The sequence below is a fragment of the Lentzea roselyniae genome (assembly GCF_039537795.1).
Classification (GTDB): Bacteria; Actinomycetota; Actinomycetes; order Mycobacteriales; family Pseudonocardiaceae; genus Lentzea; species Lentzea atacamensis.
Map to the genome: position 1 here is coordinate 804 of NZ_BAABBE010000037.1, position 26,879 is coordinate 27,682.

Here is a 26,879-nt window from a genome sequence, read left to right on the forward strand (position 1 = left end):
ATGCCGACGTCGCCGACCCTGGTCAGCGCATCCTCCGCAACGGCGCCCGCCCCGTCGGCCACCCCTGGGGCAGCGCAGCCGTCCCAGACCCCGGCGACCGCGCTGCCGAAGAGCGTGGTCACGTCCGGCCCGACCACGACGCCCGGTCCGGTCACGGCCACGCAGCAGAGTCCGGCGCCGGCCACCGCTCAGCCGGGTACCACGGCACCGAATGCCAACACGACGACCGCCGCTGCCGGCCAGAACACGAAGGCGGACTCCACCGAGTCGGCCGCGCCGTCGATGTCGCCGGAAGCCACCTCGAACACGCAGACGGACGTCTCGCCCGCACCGGTTGCCCCGATGGAGGAGGCGACGCTCGACCCCAGAGCCGAGCTGGATTCCCATGTGGACACCGCGCGCGACTCGCGATCGGACGAGGCTGGACAGTCCGATGTGGACGACGTCGACTGGAAGCAGGGCGCGACCGAGAAGTGGTCCGACTCCCACGAGACTTTGCTCCGCGCGCTGAATTCGGAACTTCAACGCCTTCAATGGCCCGGTGGGGAGATCCAACCGGCCGACCTGTCCCGCGTGCTCGTCTACCTGTCCGCGCGGCAAGTGACCTTGCCGAAGGGCTCGAAGGGGGCTGCGCAGCTGCTGGCCGGGCAGTTCGCCTCGGGCGAGATCACCAGGATCAGGGGCGGGGCTATCGGGTCGTTCCTGGCGTCGCGGCGCGAAGGGGACAACTCGGCGTCCGTCACTCCGCCGCTGGAGCAGTTGGTGCTGGGTGAGCTGCGCCTGAACGTGGCTCCGGTGGGCGACTTCTACCGTGTGGAAAACCTGAACCTGTACATCGGCGTCGACGCGCTGGAACCCGGTTCGATCGAGGAGACGGCGAACCGGGTGCGGCAGTACTTCGACGGCGGTCTGACGCTGCACCGCGGTGTACCCGTCTGGCACCCGAGCTGGAAGGAGATCCAGAACGGCGCCATTCCGCCGCTCGACGGCAACCCCGAGGCGGACTTCGATGAACGCGACACGAGCTTCATCTCGTTCACGACGGAACTCGACACGGCGAAGTGGGACGCCGTGCAGCATCGAGGGACGAACGACAGCGAGGACCTCCGCTTCGTCGCGGGCTACGACCCTGCCGATCCGAGCTTCCCGGTCGGCGCGGTCGTCACGACAACGTTGGGCCACACCAATGACACCCCGCTCGTCCTGATCGACAGCCGCACTGCACAGGTAGGCGGTCCAATCGTCGATTTCGACGAAGCCGTGTTCACCATGGGTACGCGCGTTGCGGACGCGATCGAGGGCGACGATGACGACGCCTTGCTGGGCGGAACGATGCCCGCGGCACCCAACGAGCGCGAGATCGCGAACTACGTTGCTGTGCACGGAAGCCTGCGGCCGGATCCGCGACAGGAACCGAGCAAGGGCAAGGGACACGCGGGCGTTCCGGGTCGGCCGGTCACCGGTATCGAAACCGATGCGCCGGTGTCGTGGGACTCGGCTCCGGAGGCCGTCGAGTCCGAGCGGAGGGCACAGGTCGGCGTCGAGGCGGTGGCCGGGTCCGCAGGCACTGTCGACCAGGACACCGCCCTCATCTCAGCACCCGAAGCGGCATCCGTTCCGTCGATCACCGAGTTCTTGTCCGATGTGGACAACGTCGTGGTGGCGGTCGGCAACGCGAAGTCGTTCGGCCATCAGGCGGCAGCGACGACGTTGGTGAAGTCGTTGCGTGACGGTGGCTTCCGGGATCAGATCACGTTCGTGGCGGACGAGGAGTCCGCGCGGAAGCTGCAGCTGCTGATCACTGAGGACCTGCAGCCGGTGGTGGTCCGGAGTCCCTCCGATCACACGGTGGGCACCGGTCGGACTTTGGTGTTGTCGGCCGGTGACGACACGATCGGCAAGTCGAACGGGCGCGCCGCGTTGGAGTTCCTGGACCGCTTCGAAGCCGATGACGCGATCGTGTTGAAACCGTACGCCTGGGAGACCAGTTCGAGGGTCCACCTTCGGCGTGATCCGGCTGCTGATGGCGGGGCTCGGATCGTTGATCTCGACGAGCACATGAATGATGAGGTCCGGTTCATCTACGGCATCCCGGAGTTCGACGATCCGGTGTTGCTGGGCGACTTCATCGATCGGCAGATGCCGGGCAACCCGAAGGCGCCGGGACTGAAGGTGGTCGCCAACGCGGTGCTGGGCGACCAGCAGGTCGAGCTGATGCCGGTCTACGGTTTGTTGGCGCTGGAAGGATTCCTGCGGCCCGGTGTTTCGGCCCATCTGGCGGCGGCCGTGCATTCACTGGGCGGCAGGCCGGCGATCATGCTGGAGATCACGGATTCGTCGGTGTCCTACGTCCCGCCGTTCGAGGCGGACTGGCTGATGCGCGCGGACATCACGTCGCCCGATCTGGAGCAGCGGATTGCGGAGTTGAACGACGGTGACGTCCTGGTCGTGAGGACGGGCTCATTGCCGCAGAGCGTCTTCCAGCAGATGTACCGGCTGGGCAGTCTGCCCGCCATCACGGAGGGGGCGAACTCCACCAACCTGACGCATTTGTTGCGCCGACCGAACTTGTCCGTGTTGGACAATCACACGCCGTACCCGCCGGACAGCGACGAGAGTTCGCGGGACCGCTTGCACGTCGTCACGGAGACTCTGCGCCGTGGCACTCCGTGGACTGCGGCCGCGACGGGTGATCCCGACGCGCAGAACGCGACGGACATCACAGACGAGGGTGTGGATCTCAAGCGGGCGCTGGGTATCGAGGGCGCGTTGGAGACGTTCAACGAGTTGCTCGCATACGTCCAGCACGAGGACACCGACCCCGGGGACCCGACGAGCGAGGTGGTACAGCTCGCGGATCTGCTGGGCAAGGCGATGCCGGGCCAGGGGGCGGCGGTGGCCGCGGTGCTGGACGGCAATCCGCGCGCACGCGACATCGCACGGGTGGTGGACAACTCGGCGTTGAGGTTGGAATACCTCACCACCAAGGCGCATCTGTCGGATGTGTACCTGACGGCCGATGAGCTCAACGGACTCATCGTTCTGGTGGAGTCCCAGAAGCCGGATGTCGCGGCCGCGCTACACAACCTGGGCGTTGCGAACACACCGCGTCCGGAGAACGTGCGGATCGTCGCGGAGGCGCTGCGCGACATCGCCGATGAGCAGTCTGATCTGCACCGCTATTTCACGCGAGTCCACGACTCGGTTCGCCTGCCGGAGAACGACCAGGTCCTGCAGGCGTTGATCTATTGGAAAGGGGTCGGGTCCACACCGTCGACGCGGGACGTAGCGCCGGAAAGGACGACCGAACAGTCCTCGACCACCGGACTGCAGGACGACTTCACTGCGGACGAGCAGCCCCACACCGACCTGGTCGACGAGGTCCGCGTGCCTCGCCGGGATTCCATCGCGCCAGTCGTTGCTGCCGCGCCTGCCGCAACCGACACCGTGGAGGAGTCGGAGGACGAGGAGTTCGCCAATCTCGACCTTGGTCTCTTGGGCGACTTCAGCCTTGCGCCCGCGGAAACGGATTCGACTCCGGCACTACCTGCGGAGTCGGAGGAACCGACGTCCGGTTCGGTGTCGGTAGGGCACAGACCAGGGCATCGGTACTTCTCTGATGTCGTCGCGGACCACCAGAAGTGGTTGTTCGTCATCAATCCCGACGACCACAGGAGGGCGCTCCGGGAGTTCCCCACCGATCCGGGATCGTTGTACGACCACCAGCAGTCGCCAGGGTTCCAGGATTCGATGCTCGCGACGTTCGACAGCGCCCTCGACGGCGATGTCGTGCAGGTCGCGACGCTCGATTGGAACAAGTACGCCGAGCTGCACGGGCTGGCCACTTCCCGGACGACCGGCGACTACGAGCTGACCGGGGTGGACGGCAGTTCGGTGTCCTTCGGGATGGGCGCGGACACGCCGGCTGCGGACATGTTCGACGAGCGGGTCCTCGGCCGGCGGATGATCGCGACTCCCGAGAGCGGACAGGAAGCCATCGACGCGGGTGAGCCGGAGCCGCTGACCCTGTTCCAGGAGACCGGCGGCATCCCGAAGGTGCACACCATGTACGAGGCGGACGACGTGCCCGCCGTGGTGAACGCCATGTTCGACGACTTCCGCACGGCCGTGGACAACGCCCGGAACGATTCGGATCACCTTCGCGCGATCGGTCGACTCGTGCGCAACCTGCACGTTCTCCACCCCTTCATGGACGGGAACGGGCGCCTCAACATCTTCGTGCTGATGCAGCGCTTGCTGCTCGAGGGCGGATTCCGGCCGGTCGTCCACCCGAGCCTGAACAGCCTGTTCAACGGTGGGTACGGCCTCGACGAGATCGTCGATGTGCTGCAGTCGGCCCAGGAGATCGACCTCGACGAGTACCTCGACAGCCTGGCAACGCAGGACGACGCTGCTCCAGACTCCGAGCCGGACTTCGGGATTCCGTCGCCGGAGCCGCGTAGCGATGACGAGTCGGATGTAGACGCAGACTTCCGGATTCCGTCGCCAGAGCCGAGCAACGACAACGACTTCGACAGCGAATCCGAGCCAGACTTCCGGATTCCGTCGCCGGTCCCGTCCACACCGGACATCGACAGGAACTACGCCGAGGTCTTCGCGGACCTGCAGCCGGCCAACTTCCCCGATCGTGAGACGTGGGACGCGGCATGGGACGCGCGTCTGGAGAAGGCTCGCCAAGACCTCGACGCGCTGCACGCGGACGAGGCCACGGCGTTGCGCGTCGACGCACACATCGTGACGGGCATCGACATGGCCGAGCTGTCCGAAGTGGACCCGGAAGAGAGCGTCGAGCACGCGATCAACCGCGAACGCCTGCACGGCTTCATCGCACTCGTGTCGATGCAGCTGAAGGAAGACGCGGACCTCGACCCGGAGGTTCGCGAGCAGGCGGCGTACGACCTGTTTCACTGGGTGACCATCGACCGGCGCACGGCGTCGTGGGGCGTACCCCTCACGGGGTTCCGAGGGGAGCAGCTCCAGGTCCCGCACGACGTCGACCAGGACGACGCGATCTCTGCGGCCCTCGACATCGCCCAGGACATCAGCACGCGCTTCAACGTGGACGTGCACTCCGCGCCAGGTGTGCGGGTCCAGACGGACGCGCATCCGGACGCACCCGCCATCGACCTCGACGCCATTCGCGCACGGCCGTGGGACCTGGACGAGCTGCGTGGAGTGCAGGCCGCGCTGGGGCACTTCGCGCCGTTGCTGGGCGACCGGCGCGCCGATTCGACTCGCAGGCACGAGACGCAGGAGATCCGGTCGGTCAGCGCAGTCACCTTCAGCCTGGATGAGGACGGTATCGACCCGACCGCAGCGGGCGAGTACTTCGGCAGGGTCGGCAACTTCTCGTTGTACGCCAACGGTGATGTCAGCGACTTCGGCGGCGGTGTGCGCGGCATCGAGTCGTTGGCCACGCACGAGATCGCGCATGGCGTGCTCGACTATGCCCAGGACGACTTCACGAACGCGTTCGGCACGTGGGACGCCAATGGCCGCCCGATCCTCGTGGACGGCGCAGAGTCGCCGGTCGACGGAGCGCGGACGGCGAAGGCCGACTTCATTGCCTCGATCGAAGCCAGCCGAATCGACATGGACGCCTTCGCCGAGCGGTCGCCGAAGCACGCCGAAGCGATCGCGCGGCTGTGGATGAACGACCCTGACCTGTTCGACGGCGACGAGGACGCCGAGCACCTGGCGGAGGTGCTGGGCGAGCACCTGGAGGAGTTCAACCTCGCGGTCGGCGCGTGGACTGCGGACGGCTGGCCGAACTTCCGCAACGAGCGTCCGATCACGAAGTACGGCGCGACCAATCCGGCGGAAGACCTTGCCGAGACGGCGATGTACTACTTCCTCGACCCGGGCACCCTGCGCGAGCTGGCTCCTGAGCGCGCGGCGTTCCTCGACGACCTGGTCGCGGGCTGGACACCGGCCATCGTCGGCTCGACCCCAGACGATGATCCTGGCTACGACTCGGGCAGCCACTACGACGAGAACTCCGACATCGACACCGCGAGCGTCTACAGCGAGGGGCCGGACGACCTGCCACCCGCGGGGATCGGTGGCCGGGACGTCTTCACGCTCATTGCTGACCTCGCCCCGGAGAACTTCCGCACCAAGGACGACTGGAACGCCGCCTGGGACGGCGTGTTCGCCGACGCGCACGCGCAGCTGGACGCGATGCCGGAAGCGCAGTCCGAGGCGCTGCTCAACAATGCCCACCGCGAGTCGGGCGTGGACCGGGACATGCTGGCCGTACGGGCTGAGGAGGTCGGCGCCGACGCGGTGGCCGAGTTCGACCGCTGGCGGGGTGTGGTGGCGGTGGCCGCCCTGCAGCGGGGGAACGCCTTCGACAACGTGCGCAGGTTGATGATCGCGCGGAGCACCGCGGCGTGGGGCATCGCGCTGCCGGCTCCGCACACCTCGGAGTCGGTGGAGATTCCGTCGGGCGCGGACCAGGACGACGTGATCGAGGAAGCCGTTCGGATCGTGGACGCGATCGAGCGCGATCATGGCGTGAGGCTTGACTCCGCCGAGGGCGTCGACGCGATGAACACCAGGTACTTGACCGCGCCGGCTCGCGACATCACCGCAATCCAGCCGCGGGCGTGGAAGATCGACGAACTGCGCGGTCTGCAGGCCGCACTCGACCACTTCGCCCCGCTGCTGGGCAGCAACCGGGCGAATTCCGGTCGTGTGAACGTGGCGCAGGAGATCACCAGGGTAAGTGCGGTCACCTTCGGCATCGGCCGAGATGGTGGTATTGCCGTTAACGTTCAAGGGAAGTACTTCCCCGGTACCAAGGGCATCAACCTCTTTGCCACCTCGATGCTGGGCGGGTTCGGCGGTGGTGCGCGGTCGGTCGAGGCGCTGGCGACCCACGAGCTGACCCACGCCTTGCTGGAAGACCTCGTAGACGACTTCCGCACGCAGCTCGGCTCGTGGGACGCCGCCAATTATCCGGTGCTCGTGGACGACGCCGAGCCGCCGTACAACGATGCTCTGAGCGCGCACGAAGACTTCGTGGCGTCGATAGAGGCTGCGACGCGCGATCTGGCGACGTTCCGCGAAAGCTCGCCCAAACATGCGGCAGCGATTGAGGACATCCTTCAGCGGCGTCCGGAGTACCAGGGCTTCGACGCGACGACGGACAACGCGCGTCTCATCGCTGAGGCGTTGAGCGACGAACTGCCGGCGTTCAAAGCCGCGGTCGGCGCGTGGACGGCGGACAACTGGCCGAACTTCAAGGGCGAGCGTCCGATCACGTTCTACGGCTCCTCGAACGCGGACGAGGACCTGGCCGAGGCGGTCATGTACTACTTCATCGACCCGGGCACCTTACGGGAGCAGGCGCCACAGCGGTTCGCCTTCGTCGACTCGGTGGTGCGGGGGTGGACGCGCCAGGACACCAGCTCAGACAGCGAGTCGGAGGCTGGAGCGCCCCGTATGGCGCCGGACCAGAGTTCGGGCAGCGTAGTGCCGCTGGATGTTTCCAACCCGCACCAGCGTGCGCAGCTCGACCCGCAGTTTGACGACGACTTCGTGGCCATTGATGACGCCAGTGTGGATGGTGAGGCTGCGTCGATCATCGGGTCCTTTGCGGGTGATGAGGCTGCGTCGGTCATCGGGTCTGATGTGGATGGTGGGGGCGCGGATCGGTTGTTCGATGTTCTGCGTGCGGATTTCGAGAGTGATGATGAGTGGCGGGAGTGGTGGAGTGCGGTTGTCGCGAGTGTTGAGGAGGCGTATGGGGATGATGATGTAGCGCGTGGACTGGCGGATGAGGTTGTTGCCGGGGTGTTTGGTCCGGTGGATGCCGACAGGCCTTGGCGGGTTGGTCTTCGGGCGGACACGGTGCTTCTGGTCATGGATCAGATCATCGTTGACGGTGGTGTGGTCACGGTTGATTCGCTGGAGATTGCTGCGTGGGCTGCGGAGCAGTGGCGGGTTGTTGTCGGGGATCCGGTTCGGGATCGGTTTGTGCATCTCGATGGTGTGGGGGTTCGTGACGCCGGTTGGGCGGCGGCGTGGGATGAGGCTCTTGGTGCGGATGAGGGGCTTGAGGGGCGTCAGCCGTTCGTGGGGCGGGCGCGTGAGCTCGTGGCCGAGGCGTTGGGTGGTGTGGAGTTTGAGGGGGATGAGGCCGAGCGGCTGGAGGGCGACTTCGACCGGCGTCGTGGGTGGGTTGTGCGGCTGGTCGAGGAACAGATCCAGGAGGACAGGGGCCGGGATGGTCGGGCCGCCGTGCTCGCGCATTGGCTGGGTAAGCGGATCGTGGAGCTGGCCGAGGCTGACGCCCAGGGTGATCTGGCGGAGCACGACGAGCAGAGCGTCCTGACCGAGACCGACTCGCAGAACGACCTCACCGAGTCCGACTTGGATGGTGATCTGGCCAAAAGCGACGAGGGCGACGAGATTCAGTCGTGGACTGACGACGGCGCACTTGCGGATGACGCTTCGGTGGAGCAGGAGCCCGACGTCCCGGCTGACTTCCGGGAGCGGCTGGCGCACCTGGACCGTGGCGATGGTGAGTTTGACGACGCCCTGTACGACGCCTGGGATGCCGAGATCGATCGTGTCACCGCGGAGTTCGAGCAGTTCGCGAGGGCCAACGCGGTCAACCCCAAGCACGCGTTGGAGGCTGCGCAGCATTTCGTGGAGGCGGCCTTCGGCATTCAGATGACGCGCACCGAGAATGACGTCTTCCTGCACAAGGGTGTCCTGTACCTCGTCGCCGAGCAGATCGTTTTCGACAACGACACCGTCACGTCGGCTCCGCAGGAGTTGGCGATGTGGGCGGCTGAGCAGTTCGCAACGGTTGATCCAGCCAGCCCGGAGTTCGGGTCCAGCGACCTCGACACCGTCACGGATTCGGAGCAAGAGGGCTCGTCGGTCGCCGAAGGCCAGCAAGCCGAACCCGAGTCGGGCGAGGACGACGAGGTTGTTTTCGACTTCCGCTGGCGCCTGGCCCACCTGCACCCGGCGAGCGGCGAGAGCTACACCGGCGACTGGGATGCGGAGTTCGACGCCGTCGCCCACAGGCTGGTGGCGAGCAAATACATGCGCGGGGAGGCTCGCAGGATCGTCAACGAAGTCTTCGGCGAGGCGCATCCCGGAGTCACGGATCTGGTCGCCGAGCAGATCTACGCCGACGGTGGCAAACGCACCGACAACGCCGAGGCACTCGCTAAGTGGGCGTACCGGCAAATCCAGGTTCAGGAGTACCTGAACCGGTTGGACAGCCGGAACTTCAGGGACGAGGAAGAGCGCGTCGCCGCGTGGGAGGCGGCGTACGAGGAACTCCAGGAGCCGGACGAGGAGATCGGTCAGGCGGCCTACGAGATCGTGCAAAGCGTCTTCGGGGCGATCCCCGAGATGACCGACGAGCAGGTGCAGAACCTCACCCCGGCTAAGAGGGCGGTGCTGAACCGCTACCTCGGCATCGCGCGCCTGGTCGCTCTTCAGATCGAGGCGGACGGCGGGTCCACGGAGAACGCGAGAGGGTTCGTCGAATGGGTCGACGAACACCAGCGTGCTGAGCTTCGGAACGACCTGGCGTCGGACGAAGACCTGTCGTCCAACGACGAGACCGACGTCAGGTCACTCGCGGAACCGAACGTCCGACCCGGCGTTGAGCAGAACGTCGAAGGCACGGTCGAAGACCCTGCGACCGGGCAGGTGACGGACGAGCACCTGGCGGCTGAGCTCGCGATCAAGGTGCAGCACGCGGACAGCGATTCGGTGGCAAAGCCGCGTGGACCTGTCTCGCTCGACGACGGACCCGGCACGCTCGCCCTTGCAGTGCGGATCAGGGATGCTCTGGCCACGGCTGTCGTCGTCGACGGCGTGCTCGACCTGAGGACCGGCCTGCGCATGGCCGGCGCGCATGAGCGTCCAGGCATCGTGCTCCGGGCCGCCACCGCGGCGCTCGCCGCCGATTCCGAGCTGTCCAGCCTGGTGACGACGGTGGCCATGCCGACCACGTCGACGAAGGGCATCTCGGCGGGTGATGCGGTGGTCGACGTGCTCGACCTCATCAAGTTCACCGAGACCGACCGCTCTGCCGCAGACCGCCACCGCTACCCGGCTGCGCTCCTGCCCGCCCCTGAGACCGAACCGCAGTTCCCGGGCTCCGTGAAGACCGAGGTGTACGTATTCGCCGACGGCTCGACCCCGCCGACGGACGAGGATCTCGACCGAATGCACCACCAGGCGGCGGACCTCGTCGCAGGAGTCCTCGCCAGGCGCAGGGCGGACCTGCCGGTGCCGGTCGTCGTCGTGGCCGGCGGTGGCGCCGAGCTCGGTGAGAGCCTGCGCAGGCGAATTGCCGACCAGTTCACCGCATTGGTGGACCAGCAGCTCTCCGCGGCCCAGCCCCACCTCGACCCGATGGAGCGGATCGGCCGCGACGAGATCGGCCTGCAGCTCGTCACGACATCCGAGCAGGTGAACCAGACGGATGACGTCCTGATCACCGTCGACGGCACCCGCACCACCGCCGACCCCGCACCCGCGGACGTCGATGCGCTACCCGAGATTCCCGATGAGGGCGACGCCGCGATGACGAGCGGCGGCCGGGTCACCTATCGCGCGCCGCACGGCCTCGGCCAAGGTCGCGGATCGGTCGACCTGCGCGACGAGGCCGTCACCGTTCGCCGCATCACGACCGCCATCAGCAACGCGGTGAACAAGCGCACGCGGACGCTCCAGGCACGCGAGTCCACCCTGGCCTGGCTGTACCGCAAGCTGACCTTCAAGTCGCTGCCCGATCCGGACGGCATCACGGACTTCAACGAGCGAGCCGTCGCGGACCTGCTCGGCCCCGATGCCGAGCGATCTCCAGGCAGCCTGCTCGACGCCATGCTCAACGGTGGATTCCCGATCCGCGTCCAGGTCAAGACTCCTGCGGGTGTCGTGGAGCAGGACATCGTCGTTCGGGCGACGCTCGGCCCTGGCGAGTTCCAGGGCACACGGCCCGGCACGCCACCCGTCAAGCCCTCCGCGCGGCAGAGGTGGTTCACCCGCGTCTTCCACCCCGGCAGTCCTGACGCCACGCCGAACGCGCTCGACACCGGCCAGGAGGTCGTGCCACCGACCGAGGACCAGGCGCGCTTCACACACGACCTGCGGATCACGTTGTCCGCGCCAGAAGGCGAGTTCGACCGCGCGTTCGTCGTCGAGGGTGCGGTCAGCTCCGCGATCGCGGTGGCCGACGCCCTGCCGGATTCCGATGTCCCGCACGACCTGAAGCCGATCCGGACCAATGCGGAGCCGCTGCGCGCGGAGCGAAAGCGCGGCGGCCTGGTCGGGCTGGACCCCGTGGCTGACATCGAGGCCGAGCCAACGCCCGCCGTGGCGCTGCACCAGACGCTGAGCCGGATCTTCTACCCGTCAGAGGCACCCAGGATCGGGCGGTCGCGGCCCGATCCCGGCGCCGGACGTGTCGCCGAGATCATGGACGCGACGTCCCCGGCGCGGTTGTGGGCGAACCTCCGAGCCGCGATGTCCGAGCGCGGCTATGTGCTGAAGGGCAAGGGGCCGCTGTCCTCGATCGCGATCAAGGTTGATTTGCAGGACCGGCAGTTGCTGGACTCCTACGTGACCGAGGACGGCAGTACCCGTCACCGCGTGCGGGCCACGCCGATGTGGGAGGTGGCGCCCACCTACCGCGCCAAGTCCGACCACAGGATCTGGTCCACGGTGTTGGCGAGCGGACCGGACGAGCCGGTCGTGCTGGACGTGGACGAGGCAGGCCTCGTCGAACTGGGCCTCGGCGAGCCGGTGGAGCAGGACCACGACGTCGTCCGCACACCCTCCGGACTGCCGGTCATCCCCGAGCAGGACGAGAACGACGAGAACGACGAGAACCAGTCCACGCCGGAGCCCTCGGGTTCCGCTGCCGAGGTGCTCAGCGGCATGCCGGACTACCTGCGCCGCGGCCAGGGCCTCGGTGAGGCCATGGTGCACACCCAGGTTCGTGACATCAGCATCGAGAAGGCGTTCCGCAGCATGCTGCCGCGGGCTCGCAGGGTGCTGCGCAAGTCGAGCGGCCGTGAGCGCAGGCCGGTCGGAAAGCACAAGCACAAGATCGAGGGGCTGCACCACGTCCAGCGAGCGATGAGGAACGACGTCGCGAGCATGCTCGGTGACGGCCGCCAGTTCAGCGTGAAGATCGACGGCGAGCCCCACGAGCTGCGGGTGAAGGCGAAGCTGGAGTGGGACCAGGCGCGAACTGTCCCCGGCCGGCCGCGCTGGACGATGCCGCCGGAGACTCGGTACCGGCGGTTCCAGACGAGCCATTCCGCCTACTCGTCCACCCCGTCGGGCACGCTGCCCGTGCTGATCACGGCTGCTCCGCCGTTCGTCGCGGTCGTCACGCCGTCGGGCACCACGAACGTCAACCAGCAGACATCGCGGGACATCTCCGCGGAGCACAAGCGGTCCATGTTGGTGCTGGACTTCGACACGCGGGTCTCCGAGACGTCCGTCTCGTACGAGTTCGAGCTGATCGGCGCCGACGGCGAAGTCGTGGGCTCGGTTGGGCATGGTGAGCAGCCGGGCCTGCGCGGTGCTTTCGTGTTCGGGCATCCGAAGGCCGCACGCTCCAACATCGGAGCGGGGCCCAAGCCGCTCACCCAGCCGCCGCCGAAGGACTTCGCCCTCGAGGAACTGCTGACCATCACTCCGGAACGCTCGTCGTTCTTCGAGCAGGTCGCTCGAATGCTGCCCGCACACCTGACTGCGGTCGGCAGTCCGGGCCGCGAAGTTCTCGCCGAGTTCCTGCACCGCAGCAACATCAAGGCCGAGTTGATGGGCATGATCACGGCCGACCCGATCGACCACCCGGACTCGAGCTGGCGGCGATCAGAGCCGCTGATCACCGGTACGGCCGGTGGATCGATCGACATGCTCCGTGACGGATCGATGGTCGAGATGCGCGCGGTGCCGCGTCAGGTCGAGGTCCTCGACGAGATGGTCACGGGTCTCTACCTGCTCGACTGGGACAACACGAAGAGCGCGCGGACCGACGGCAAGATGGCCAAACGCGCCGGTGGGCTCGGCGTGTTCGGCGGTGTCTTCGTCCCCCTTGGCCCCCTGATGGCGACGTTGGGCGGCAGGGTCGACCTGAGCCACCTGCGGACGTTCAGCAGCCGTCACAAGCGCGAGACCGGTATCCGCTTCGAGCACAACTTCACCGGCAAGTTCGTCCGATACGGGTCGGTTTACCAGTTGCAGGTACGGGTGCTGGGCAACCCGCCCGTGTTCCTGGAAGGCGATCTCATCGGCATTCAGTGGGTGTCGAGGGAGCGGGCACTGGCCGCGGGGATCATCGACCCCGCGCCGGACACGGACGAGACGAAGCCCGTGTACCGGGAGCCGGAAGCGAGGGAGCGGTACGCACCGGCGCACCTCGAGTCCGGATTGTCGCTCGCGGGCGCCAAGATCCACTCGTTCCGGGGCAGGGACCGCATCTACGCGGCGCTCGCCACGGCCCTGCGCGATGTTCCGGACCACCACCTGTACCACTTCAGCTCGCGGAAGTTCATCGAGCACTTCGACGACCCCGACCTGGCGGCGGGGCTCAAACCGGTGATCAACGACATCCTGAGTCGCGATCGGACGCTCAAGTCGCGGCTGTCGGACAAGCAGCTGATGCAGCTGGTCGACATGATGCTCAACCATCCCGGTGACAGCGATGACGGCGAGTCGACGGCCAAGAAGGAACTCGTCATCCCCTTGGTCAAGCAGGGGCCGTTCACCGACACCGTGGTCACGGTCCGGCTCAGGGCGTCCATGACGAATCTGGTCGACGGTGACGTGCAGGCCGGTCTGCTCGACTCGATGACGGAAACCCGGACGAAGGAGTACGAGACCCGGACCTACACGGCGAACAGGACGACCAGCGCGGGCATCGGGCCGCACGGCCGTTTCGCCGCTGTGATCGACAAGGGTGCGAACGTCTTGCTGGCGACCCTCAGGTTGGGGCGTACCTGGTCGTCGGGAGTCACGGTCGGTAACGACACCGGGCAGGTCACCGAGCACAAGCACGCGGGCATGCTCGAGCCGAAGGGCGGCAGGGGCGAGACCGCACTGCGTCACTTCAAGTTCGACCTCCACATCCACGCTCCCGTGGTGGAGACCTACACCCGTTCGAACAAGCTGCTGCGCCGGATCACCGTCGGCCGGCCCGGCAGGCATCGCCTCGACGTGAGGCGGGTGACGGTCGAGGGCCCGCATGCGGGCCTTGGGCGGGACAACTCCCAGGTCGTGCCCGTCGAGCTGCTGGTCCCCGACCATCTGACCACTGAGGTGAAGCCCGAAGACGTGACGGTCAGGCCGATCTCCACGCGTCCGCTGGACGACGGCGTGATGATCGACGACCTGTCCGGGCATCACGACCGCGTGCTTGAGGGTGCCGACGTGCTGAGCGTCGTCGGTACCGAGCACCTGGTCGATTCGGCTCACCGGATGCTCGGCCTCGCCACAGGTGATCCGGCCTACGGCGACCGCGTCGGTTCGAACGCGGAGCTGATCGCGGAGAGGCTCTCACCGGAGGCGCTCCGCAGGGACCCGCGGATGTTCGGCAGGCATGTCGTCGAAGGCCTGCACCACAACCGCCGTCGGGCCGACAACCGTGCCCGGATCGGGGTCGAGCTCACGCCGGTCAAGCCGAGGATGCTCGGGCCGGTGGAGTACCAGCGGACCAAGATCACCACGGTCAGCGGCACTCTGGTCGAGTCGAGCCGCGGCGTGAACACGTCGATCGACCCGGACGTGACCAACTTCGTCGGTCTCAGCGGCCAGCCGGAAGAGCACACCGGCAATCTCCGGGGTACGCCGGAGGGCGCGTTCCTCTTCAGGTTCTCGCCGTGGAACGCGTGGGGGGGCAGCAAGCGCGCCCAGCGCCTCGAAGGCACGTCGAAGACCCACTTCACGTCGATCCCGTCGAAGAAGTTCCTGATCTCGGTCGGTGTCCAGGCCTCAGTTGTGGCCGAGTCACAGCAGCGCGGCAACCTGGACGTGTTCGAGCTCGTCAAGCGCAAGCCGGTCACCTCTGCGGGCGAGACGTTCCAGCTGGACGACTGCGTGCTGATGTGGGTGTCACAAGAGCAGTTCGACCACCTGGTCGAGCAGGACCGCCTGCGCGAGGGCGGGCAGTCCGGGGCCGACGAGGTCACGGCCCAGGCCGGACCGACCGGGGAGACCGCTCAGCCCGATCGCAGGCTTCCGGCACCGATGTCTCTGCAGAAGCCGGGTGTCACCTCGCTCGGCATCGGTGAGGTCGTCGGACACATCGATGTCAGCGCCGAGGTGCTGCCGCAGTTGCGCCAGAAGATCACCGAAGAGCTGGGTGCCGAAGCGGCGGAGGTGCTGCTCCCGCGTTCGCCGCTCACCAGCTCGCACGACAACACGAGGGCCGTGAGCGAACAACTGTCCAATGTGCACAGGATGTTCGCCGCGATGATGAACGGCGGGGTCGTTTCGCCGCTGCGGGCGGAGTTCCGCTTCCGCGGCGCCACCTACGTGCTCACCATCGAGGGCGATTGGGAGGCACCGCCTTCCGAGGGGCACGTCGAGATCGGCCACAAGCTCGCTGCCCGGAACGTCGTCGCGTTCGGCAAGAGCGAAGCCGAGCAGTTCGGGCGAAACCTCATTGACGTCACGGCCACGGTGCGCGACCAGGGCGTTCTCACTCAGCCGGGCACCAGCTCCGGCAACTCGGCGCCCACTTCCGGCTACCTGGCCGCCGGCGTCGTGACCGGATACGTCCACCTCGGCCAGACCTACACCGAGACCGCGGCGAAGTCCGAGACCGCTGGTTCGTACGCTGCGATCCGCGGCCCGGTCGGCGTCTACCAGGGAAAGATCAAACTCACGGTCAGGATCGAGCGAAAGCTCGGGTTCAATGCGGCGACCAGGTCCGACATCGTGGGTAGGACGATCGCCGAGGTCGTCCTGCCGGCGCAGGACGTCAAGATCCGGAAGATGGCGGAGGAGACCTTCCTCCCGTCCTCCAGCGACGAAGCGCTCGGCGACGAGCACGCGATCGCGGTGGGCCCGTCGACCGACGGCAAGGCGGCCAGCCTCGAGGCCTGGCGGCGGGACCCGGAGCAGTCACTCCCACTGCCCAAGTCCGGTGACTACGAGATCGAGCACTACTTCGGGCTGATCAAGACTCTCCGCGACGCCGCCAAGGTCGCGCTCGTCGAGTCCGGTGTCGTCGTGGACACCAGCATCGCGGTCGCGGTCGACAACGCCATCACGCCGGCCACGGTGAAGGCCGGTCTGCCGGCGATGCGGACGGGGCACTTCAGCTTCCCCGTCGCTGGCCTCGACCGGGAGGTCGAGCTGCACGCCAGGCTGAAGCCCAACCCGAAGCTCGCCTCCGCCAGCGGCCGCGTCGAAATGGACGGTTTCGCCGGTGAGAGCGCGAACGACGGGGTCGAAGTCACCAGCGGCAGCTACTACACCTCCACCCTCCAGACCCGCGGGGGCGGCAGCACCGATCACCCGGCGGGCGCAGAGAAGACCAACTTCGGCGCGGTCCAGGCGTTGGGTGTGCTGGAGCGGCAGGCCATCTCGACCCCACCGAGCATGATCATCACCGCCTCGGCGCACACCGAGGGCACCTCTGGTCGCGACCCCAAGGCCACGCACCGCACGACGCACCCCGATCTGACCAGCCGAGCCCTGCTCGCCGACGTCGAGTTCAAGGTCGTGGCCAGGAAACCGGGCAAGGACTCGAAGATCGGTGTCGCAGCGCTGAGCGTCGACAACGCCTACGTGATCCGGATGCGCGAAGCCGCGGCGGAGGCCTTGGCCGGCAAACTGCCCGCGGCGCTCGCCGAGTCCGTTGCCGGCCTCACGAAGGCGAGCAAGGACTGGGCGAGTGCGGTCGGGGCCGTCGAGGGCGCGCTCGCGGCAGATCCGGACGCGGACGTGGCGGTCCTGCGCGCCGCCGTCACCGCCGCCGAAGCCGCCTGGTGGGCCGCGAAGGACGACTACGACGCGAAACTCGAAGCCGCGCAGGAGCTGGAGCGCCACGCCGCGTCCGACCTGGCCGCGGCGCAGCGAAGCCGGGACGCGCGCGAGCGCTTCCAGGGCGTCACCGCAGCCGCTCGTTCCACCACGCCGCCGTTCCTGGCAGGGCTCGACCCCCGCGCCCTTCCGCCGGACCGCCTGGTGTCGTTCTTCGAGGCACTGGACCTCGCAGCGAGCGTGCCCGATCGGACGGCACTCGAGCCCGGCTCGCTGCAGTCGCGACCGGACACCGTGGTCGGCGCACCGGGCCGCGAGCTGGTGAAGATCGTCTCTGTGCCCGTGCTGGGTGGCCCGGACGTCGATGAGCAGATCTGGGCGAACCTGGCGCTCACCGCCGCGGCCGCACGTGCAGGGGGCTACACACCGGTGCTGCTGACCGACGTGCCGCGAGACCTCTTCGTCGCGGCCAGGTCGCTGGACACCGGACATCTCCAGGTGTACCGCGCCATGCTGCAGAACGCGCGCGACCGGGGTTTCCACCTCGTCAACGTCGACGAGGTTTTTAGCACCGAGTCGCCCATGGACGCCGACGAGCTGTACCGGGCCGCGCTCGACAACGAGCTCGACGAACAGCGCGATCTGGCCCGCGCGATCCTCGGTGCGGAGGTCCTCCGGCGCTTCGGCGGGGTCGTGGCGACCGGCGAGTACGCGCTGCGCGACATGGCGTCCTTCACCGGCGCCGCCGACACCGAGCAGGGGTTCAAGGTCGCCTCGCCGCAGGCGACCACCGCGCCTCCGGTGATCGTCGCCACGCGGGGCAACGGCAGGGTGTTCGCAGGCTCCTACGAAAAGAAGCTGGTCGAGAGTGCCCGCACGGGCCGGCCCCGAACGGCTGAAGACTCGGCGATCTACGCCGCCATCGAGTTCGACCAGCCACTGGTCGCCCACGGCGTCGAGCACAATGTCGCGCCGAAGCCACCCGAGCAGGTGCCGACCCGGGAGGAACTGGACACACTCGTCGGCGAGGTCGTGGAAACCTTCGCCCGCGGCCTGCGCGCGCGAGGGGATCTCGACATCGCGGGCGTCGAGGCGGCGCTCCACGACCATCCCCGCGCGGCCGTCGTCCTGGAAGCGGCGGTGATCACGCTCGCTCGCAAGCCCGCGTGGCGTGCTGCGCTCCGCACGGTCACCCTGCCGGAACGTGCTCCCGGCGCGGTGAAGCTGTCGGCAGCGGCGGAGAAGTGGCTCGCCATCGTGCCAGAGGCGCGGCGGACCGAGCGTGGCCTGCTCGCCGAGGCGAGCTTCCATCCCGAGCCCGGCCTGGCCTCGCTGCAGGCGAACGAGGACGACTTCAAGCTGGACACCCATGGCGAGCGGACCCTGCGCGAGCGGGCTGCCGAGCTCGCGGTGCGGGTGCAGCTCTCGCCTGCTGACTCGGTCGGCGTTCCGCCACAGGACAGCCCGATCACGCCGGACGACACGGCGGGCACCCTGGATCTCGCGTTGCGGATCCGCGCTCTCCTGCGCCGAGGAGTCGACACGGGCGGCAAACTTCCGCTGCACGACGCGGTCGAGCTGGCAAACCGGCACCAGGAGCCGGGCCTGGTCCTGCGAGCGGCCGTCGCGGCTGTCGCGGCCGACACCAGCCGGGCGGGAAAGGTCGCCGGCATGTGGCTGCCCGCGAACCGCACGAACAGCCCGATGATCGAGCTGCTGGACATGCTGGTTTTCGACATCGACCAGCCCGACGCGGCCATCCACCCGTACCACGGCCGGCTCGTACCCGCACAGGACACGTACCCGCAGATCCCCGGGACTGAGCGGCCCGTGTCGTACGGCTTCGTCGAAGACGGTGTCGTTCTCGAGGACGTCGAACGGCTGAACACGCAGGCTGAGCAGATCGCCGGCTCGATCGTCGCCCGCTCCCGCGCGGGACTTCCGATGCCCGCGATCTTCGTCGAGGGTGGCGGTCCGCAGCTGGGCCGCGATCGCCGGGCAGCCATGGCGGCGATGCTCAGGCTGATGATCGACGACCATCTGATGGGCATCCAGGCCGATCTCGACGCGAGCGAGCGCATCGGCCGAGGCGACGTCGACCTCACCATCACGGTGCTGGACAGTCCGACCCGTACCGATCGGGTCTTCGTCACCGTCGACGGCACCAGGACCGCCCCCACACCCGAGATCCCGGCCGTCGTCGAGCGCCCCCGGCGAGCCAGGTTCGCAGACGAAGTGGGCGGGCAGCTGGTTGACGAGCGGCCGCGGCACATGACCCTGGTCGTGGAGTTCGACGAGAACGGCGAGCTGGTGGACTCGCCCGACATCGACGAGTTCGTCAGGCACGTCGTCGTCACCGGCCAGACGAACTTGCTGGTTCATGGTGGTGGTGCTCAGAACGGGGCCAGTCGCAGGCGGCGCGTTGTCGACGCTTTGCGTTCAGTGCTGCAGCCCGCTGCGAACGTCCCCCTGGCGATCAGTGATGTCGCGAACGACGGGCCGATCACCGTCCTCACAGTCCCGCCCAGGCACGTCAAGTTGTTGGCGCGGCCGCGAGCTTCCGGTTTCATCGACGACGCACTGGTGCTTCTGCGCGACGAGAGCAAGACTCCGAACGTCAGCAAGCGGCCGGAAGGCTTCCCGGGCAACGCCGTCGAGGCGTGGTCGGACTTCAAAGCCGCATACTTCGCGCTGCGCAGGTCCTACGGGCTCGCACAGGACACCGTGGCCCGAATCGACTCGGCCGTGGTCTCGACCAGAGCACCCGACTCTTTCGCGATCTCGCAGCGCGAGGAAGAGGTCCGCGCGGATCTCACGCAGGCACGCTGGAACTTCCACAGGGCGGCTGTCGCACTGCGCGAGTGGGGAATCGACCCGGCGGACCTGGACGCCGTCGAACAGCGTCTCAACGAGGAAGCGCATGCCGCTGGCATCACGCTCGGCGCAGGTCTGGGTGGCGACGGCCCTTCGGTGTCGGAGATGCTCACGGCCCCGCTGGACGTGGCACGGCGTGACAGCGAGTCGCCGGCGGAAGGGCTCGTTCCGCGGCTCGTCGTCACGACTCCGGACGGTCACGAGGAGCCGGCGGTTGAGTTCGCGGAGTTCGTGGACGTGCCGGAGCACGTCCGGAACAACCGGGCCCTGGGCCTGGTCAAGGCCACCACCGAGGACAAGATCGGTGCACGGGTCGCGGGCCTGGTCACGAAAGCGCTCGGCGGTGCGGAGGTCGACGGGCTCGTCGCGATCACCAGGAACGTGGACACCGACGGCGAGTTCGAGTCGTTCTTGGGTGACGGCCGCGAGTTCCAGGTCCGCGTCGGCAACAAGTGGTATGCGGCGACCGTGCTCGCCGAGCTCGACGTGCCCGAGAACCCGACGTCGAAGGAGGGGGTGAGTCCGGAACACAACGTCGACTTCAGCGCGCTGGACCCGAAGAGCGTGTCGGCGTCGACCACGCTGGCCACCGGCGGCGAGTTGAGTGCGACCGCCACGTTCCTGTCCGGCGTCGGCCCGACCGGTTCGCTGAGTGTGCGGACCCCGCTCGGGGCGCCCGCCGTGTCGCAGTCCGTGTCGACGGGCACGCAGACCTTCCGCGGCCTTTTCCCCGGCGGGAACGCGAACCAGGCCGACGTGCCCGTGAAGTGGTCCGTGCGGGTGGTCGACGACCGAGGACAGCTGCTTACCGCGAACCAGCCGGAACGGGCCGACGGCACCGAGCAGTCCGTCACGCTGGAAGCGCTGTCTCTGGACCACACCGTCACACTGCACGTGCCGGACAAGAAGAACACGCTGCCCGAGGGCACGGACACCTCGTGGCGCAGCCTTGACGAGGACACCAGCCGTCAGCTGATCACGTTGATGGGCGAGGCGATCACCCACGTCGGAGACAAGTTCGACGAGGTCGCAGCCAGGTTGCACCCTTCTGTCACACGCATCGGCTCGCCAGGGCGCACGACGCTCAAGGACTTCCTCAGCGCGACGAACATCGCCAAGGAATTCCCGAGCATGCTGGACCACTGGGTGACGTCGCCCGACATCATCAGTCCACACGGCAGCCACGGCGCCGCGGTGCAGATGAAGGCCGTGATCCGCGAGGCACGACTGCTCGACGACTACGAGAGTGCCACGCTGGCGTTGCACGATGCCTCGACCAGAGGCGTGACGACCTCACCGACCTCCAAGAAGGGCATCGGCGTCTCCGCGACCTTCGGCGGCGGCGGGACCATCGGACCCGTGGGTGGCGCCGCGCTGATCGGCGTGAGCGCGGGCGTGACCGCGAACGAGTCGACCCCGGCCGGCGCGTCCGGCAAGCACGAGATCGGCACCGACGTGAAGGGCCGCACCGCCGCCTACACCGTCCGGGCGACCGTGCACGTGCGCACGCCGGACGGCGAGGACATCGCGGTGCCGGTCGAGGGCATCGTCCGGATGCAGCTGACCGAGGCCCGGAAACACGGGTTCGCGGTTCCTGATGGTTTCGCGGACCCCGAGGTCCACGCGCCCGCCGACGACAAGCCGCGCTTCCTGCCGCCCTACCTCGGCGACGAGCTCGCGAGTGGCAACGCGAAGTTCGGCCGGCTCGACAAGATCGCCGAGGTCAAGGAACAGATCGAAACGGTGCTCAAGGGCATCAAGGGGTTCGACAAGTTCCTGCCGACCTGGAACAAGCCGTCGGACGGCAAGAAGCGGCCCGGCCACGACTACGCCGAGTTCACCGAGATGCTGACGAACCAGCGGATCCTGGACACCGGTCTGTCGCCGGCCGCGTTGAAGTCCCAGGGCGACAGTCTGTTCAGCAAGAGCGGCATCCCGATGGTGTTCAAGCGGCGCGGGACGTTCACCAACGACTACGTGCGGGTGACGCTCCGGGCGAAGCCGGCGAACGTGGTGTACGACGGCGAAGTGGCGGACCGGGTGGTCCGCACGTCGGACACCCGCGAAGCGAAGATCTCGGCCAGCAGCAGCAGGGAGGTCTCGTACTCCGTTGGCCCGGAGGCCCGGCTGATCATCCCGACGATGCCGGACAGCTCGTCGCTCGTGGTCGTGCCGAACATGGCGATCAAGTACAACAGCAGCACGACGTACTCGAACTCGTTCGGCCCTGCCTCGATCAACTTCATGGTCAACGCGGGCAGCTCGACGAGCCACCGGTTCAGTGGCGAGATCGAGTACGAGGTCGTCGTCGAGACCTACTCGCGCCGGAAGGCGTGGCTTCGCCGGTTGACGCCCGGCCGGCCGGGCAGCCACATCCCCGAGGTCACCACGGTCGCCAGGACGAGGACCGCCTCGCGGGGGGAGGAGACCGGCCACGAGGTCGTCGAGCTCGACCGGCTCAAGGGCAGGATCGAGCTGTTCCTGCCGGACAGCTCCGTGTTCACCGAGGACCCCGGCAAGTTCAAGCCGGGTGAGCCGAGCGCGCCGGCCCCGCTTGCGGACAAGCCGTCGATCAAGGACCTCATCCTCGGGGCGAAGACTGTGCCCGAAGGCCAGCGTGTCGTCACGGAATGGCTGCACGTCGAGGCTTTCACGGGCGCGGCGGATCTGGAGAAGGCGGCGTTGGACGCGCTGACCAACGCAGCCGGCGGCGACAGCGTGCTGGCGCTGCCGGGCTCACCGGCGCGCAGGGCCGCGGACCAGATGTTCGCTCCCGAGCAGATCAAGTCGAACCTGAGCCGCGCGGTCAACGGTGGCCTGCAGGAGAACCTGTTGAAGTACAACCGCCGGCTGGAGGATCGCGTCGGCGCACTGGGCCTGAAGATGGCCCTGGTCAACCCGAAGCTGGTGTCCATTTCGGACAACACCGCGATGGAGTTCTCGTCGGTGGGCGGCTACAAGGCGGGCTCGACGAAGGCCAAGAGCACCGGGTGGGACTTCAGCTGGGGCACCGTGTTGATCGCGTCCCCGGACAACAGCGCCGGCGGCCCGACCATCGGGCGCGGCGGCGCGGCACTGTCGAACAAGTTCCTGTCGTGGCGCAGGACTTCCACGAAGGTCCTCGAGCGGACCGGGTTGGGTGAGCGCAAGCGCAACGTTCCCGGCACCGGCCGCACCGTGTTGATCCAGGTGGACGCCGACGTCGACATCGTGGCCGAGAGCCGTGTCGGCACGATCTTCCACAGCCGCGAGAAAGGCCGTGACGGCGTCCACGTCGTGCTGCCCGGTGCGGTGTTCCTGCGGGTGAGCGAGGAGCAGGCGCGTGAGCTGGGCCTGCTGCCCGAGGCCGAGCCGCGCGAATGGGCCGAGAACGGTAAGCTCGAGCCGCCGTCGACCATGCGCGAGGGCGAGCCCAGCTCACTGGGGTTCGGCGTCTACGAGAAGCTGCCGAACCTCGCCCCGCTGGTGGACGAGCTCCGGGAGAAGCTCGACCGGATGGGCGGGAAGCTCGTCCCGGCCGAGCTGCTGGACGACGCGATGAACAACCTCCAGCGCCTGGTCGACCTGACCGACCGCGAGTCGGTCCGCGCGCTGATGGACAGCGCGTTGGACGGCGGAGTCCCGCTGGTCGCCCACCACCCCAGGTTCATCGGCCGCGACTCGTTCCCGGTGCTGCTGAAGGCCAAGACGGGCAAGCCGAAGTTCGTCGACGTCGTCAACGACGGCATCAAGATGAACAACATCCTGGTCGACTTCCTCCGCAACGCGGACACCAAGGCCACGACCAGGTCGCGGAGTGCCACCGTCCGTGCTCTGTTCGGCGCGGTTCCGGAAAACTCGCCGTCCGGCCCCAAGGCCAACACGACCGCGAACCTGGCTACCGGTGCCTCACAGTCGCGCACTGTGTCGAACACGATCGCTCACACCGCGCTCGACGTGCACGTCCTCGAGTCGGACGGGCCGACCGCCCGTTACACCGTGCCGATGGAGTTCGAGCTGGCGGTGACGCTGCCGGACGGCCGCACCGTGTCGGTGACCCTGGACGAGGACGTGCTCGTTCGGGTGCTGGCCGACGACCAGTCGTCGAAGCCGGCGAAGCCGACGTTCACCACGCCGGAATCGTGGCGGAAGTTCGAGATCAGCTCGCGGGCAGGCACGCCGGAGGCGCTCGACGACTGGAAAAACGGAGGCGTCCAGCTGCCCGGCACCGTCCACCCGCAGACCGCGATCGGCTCGGAGGAGCTGCGCCAGGCCGGGCTGGATGCCCTGAAGGCCGCAGGCTTGAGCAATGCCGCGCTCCACGCGGCCACGGGCCTGGTCAACACGGTTATGTCCGGGCTCGGTGCTGAGGCCTTGCGCACCCACCTGATCGAGTCGACCGGTGGCGGCCTGCACCTGCCGGATCTGCACGAGACGGCGTTGCTGTCGGGGAAGCACGCCAAGCTCTCGTTGCACTCCAGGTTGATCCGGCCGAGGCTGACCGCCCTGAGCGACGACGTCACCTCGACCAACCCGCAGTCGCTGATCAGTGGCATTGGCAGCGAGTTCAAGGCAGCGGAGGGTGTGGAGACGGCCTTCGGTGTCAACGCCGAGGTGGCCGGCAACACGGCCAAGGATGAGCCGGTTCGCGACCCCGGCGTCCGGCTCGGCGACCTCGCCGGAACCACCAACTTGGAGGACGCCGACGGCATCAGTGGTGACGTCGGCTCGGCCCGTCTGGAAGGAACCGGTGACAGGGGTCGCACCGGTGTCGTGACCTATGACGTCGAGCACCGGGTGGTCGCCGAGGTGGACGGCAGGGTCGCCGTCTTCGAGGTGACCACGTTCGAGTCCAGCCAGATCCGTGTCAGCGAGGTCCAGCTGGCCGGCGCGTTGGACGGTGTCGAGGTCACCCCCGAGGTCAACGCCGCGCAGGCCGCCGTCAAGACGGCCAGCGACGCGTGGCGGGAGCTGGAGGTCAAGGTTCAGCAGGCCCAACGCGCCTTCGACGACCGGGTGAATGCGGACGCGGCGGAGCGGGCGCTGCTCGAGGAGACGCTCCGCGTCGCGAACCTGGATCTCGCACGGGCGCTGGACCGGAGGACGGCCGCGCTCGCCGAGCTGGACGCCGTCAAGAAGCGGCATGATGAACGGATGCGCCAGCTCGCCGAGCAGGAGGGCGACATCGACCTCCAGTTCGGCGACCTGTACGTCGAGATGACCGACGGTCACGACACGAGCTGGCTGATGGACCGGCTGGCAGAGGACCTGAAGGCTGTTCGGGCCGGGCGGGCGGAACTCGCTGAATCACTCGGCAACGCCAACGCGGAGGTGGCACTGGCCGAAGCGGACGTCGAGCTCATGGGGGAGTTCGTCGAGCAAGCCATTCGCGACGTCGACCGCCTCCAACACCTGCGTGCCGATCTCGCGGCGAAGATCGCAGCCGCCCGCAGCCTGGCCGACACCGCGCGCACGGCGTGGTGGGAGGCGAAGGTCGCGCTGGACGAGCGCATCCAGGAGTTCAACAACACCCGCCCGGTCCCGTCCCGGAGGCGGGAACCGGACAACCGCGAGGGCACGGCGCAGCTCCCGCGCAACACGCTGGCGGGCATCAGCACCCCCGACGGACAGCTGCTCGACAACGTTGCGGTGGCCGCGCTCAGGACTGGCTATGACAACGCGCGCACCACCTTGCACCGCTTGCACAACCGGACGGAACTGGTCACCGAGGCCGACGAACTCGTGGCCGCGCTCATGCCACGGCCGGCCAGGTCGAACTCGACCGCGGACATCGCGTACCGCGACGTTCTGATCATGCTCAGGGACAACATTGCCCTGCTGCTGCACGACGACAAGCTGAACGACGGGACAACGTCGGCGGCCGCCGACTACGCCGCGCAGACCGCGCACCGGCTGATGCCGCGCCGCACGACCGCGACGGAGGTCGAGGGACCCCTCAGCGTGCCCGAGCTACCTCCCGTCAGTGACCTGCTCACCTTCGAAGACGCGGGTTCCGAGCTCAGCGAACTGGACTTCGGCGCCGATCCGTTCGCAGAACCGGAGACCCAGCCCCTCACCGAGCAGGAGACCGAGCGGAAACTCCAGGTGGCACGTGCCGAGTACGCACGCGTGCATGCCGAGCTTCTCGAGGTTCGCGCAGAGGTCCGGCAATTGGTGCTTGACCGCGTTCTGCGGCGTCGCAAGGACTTCACCACGCCGCCGAAGGTGCCGGGGGCCCGCGACACCCGCCGGGTCCTGGAGCAGAACCCGGACCTGAACGAGCGGCTCACCAAGGCGCAGGAGCTGTACGACGACGCGAAGTTGTCCTTCCAGATCGCGTCCCAACAGCTCATGGTCGCGATCGCCAACGCGGATTCCGCCCCGGTGATGCCCGATGCCGACAACGACGCGCCGCGCAAGTCGGTGCTGGACGACCACACCTGGCTGTTCAGCGATGCGCCGACGGCGGACTGGTTCGAACCGAAGCACCCGGTGAGCCAGCTGGACATCCACCGCGCCCGTGTGAACGCGCCGGTTTCGGTGGTGACCGGCCGGTTCGTGGATGTTCACAGCGAACTGGTGCCGAGGCGTGACCAGGACAACTACACCGCGGACGTGGATTCCGTCGTGTCGATCGAGGAGGAGGAGGAGAAGAAGCGCGCGCCCGGGCGTGCGCCTGGCGGGCTCAAGTACTACTACTCCAACATTGCCTTCGATCGCCGCCGGTTCGCAGTCGGCGACACCACGGTCCAGGACTTCACCGTGCGGGTGCACTTGGATGTGCCTGTCGAGGTCATACCCCACCAGCTCGTGGCTCTCCAGCGGCGGGTGCTGCGCGCGACGAACCGCTTCTTCAACCAGGGCAATCGAACGCCGTCCGGCGACCAGTTCCACGTGACCGTCCAGTTCGTGGAGCAGCCGGCCGACGCGCACCACAGCATTCGGGTGGTCGCCAGCAAGTCGCGCTTCGGGACCAACGCGGAGAACTGGTGGCTCCACGCGAACGAGGCGGTCCTCGCCCATGA

At 67.8% G+C, this 26,879-nt stretch carries 1 protein-coding gene (only partly in view); it reads left to right on the top strand.

The window, feature by feature from the left end; genetic code table 11:
- Positions 1-26,879, top strand: the 5' portion of a protein-coding gene (locus tag ABFX45_RS39780) for a hypothetical protein (RefSeq protein ID WP_346135965.1). It continues 18,880 nt past the right edge of the window; the window shows 26,879 of its 45,759 coding nt (coding positions 1-26,879); its start codon is at positions 1-3; the stop codon falls past the right edge of the window.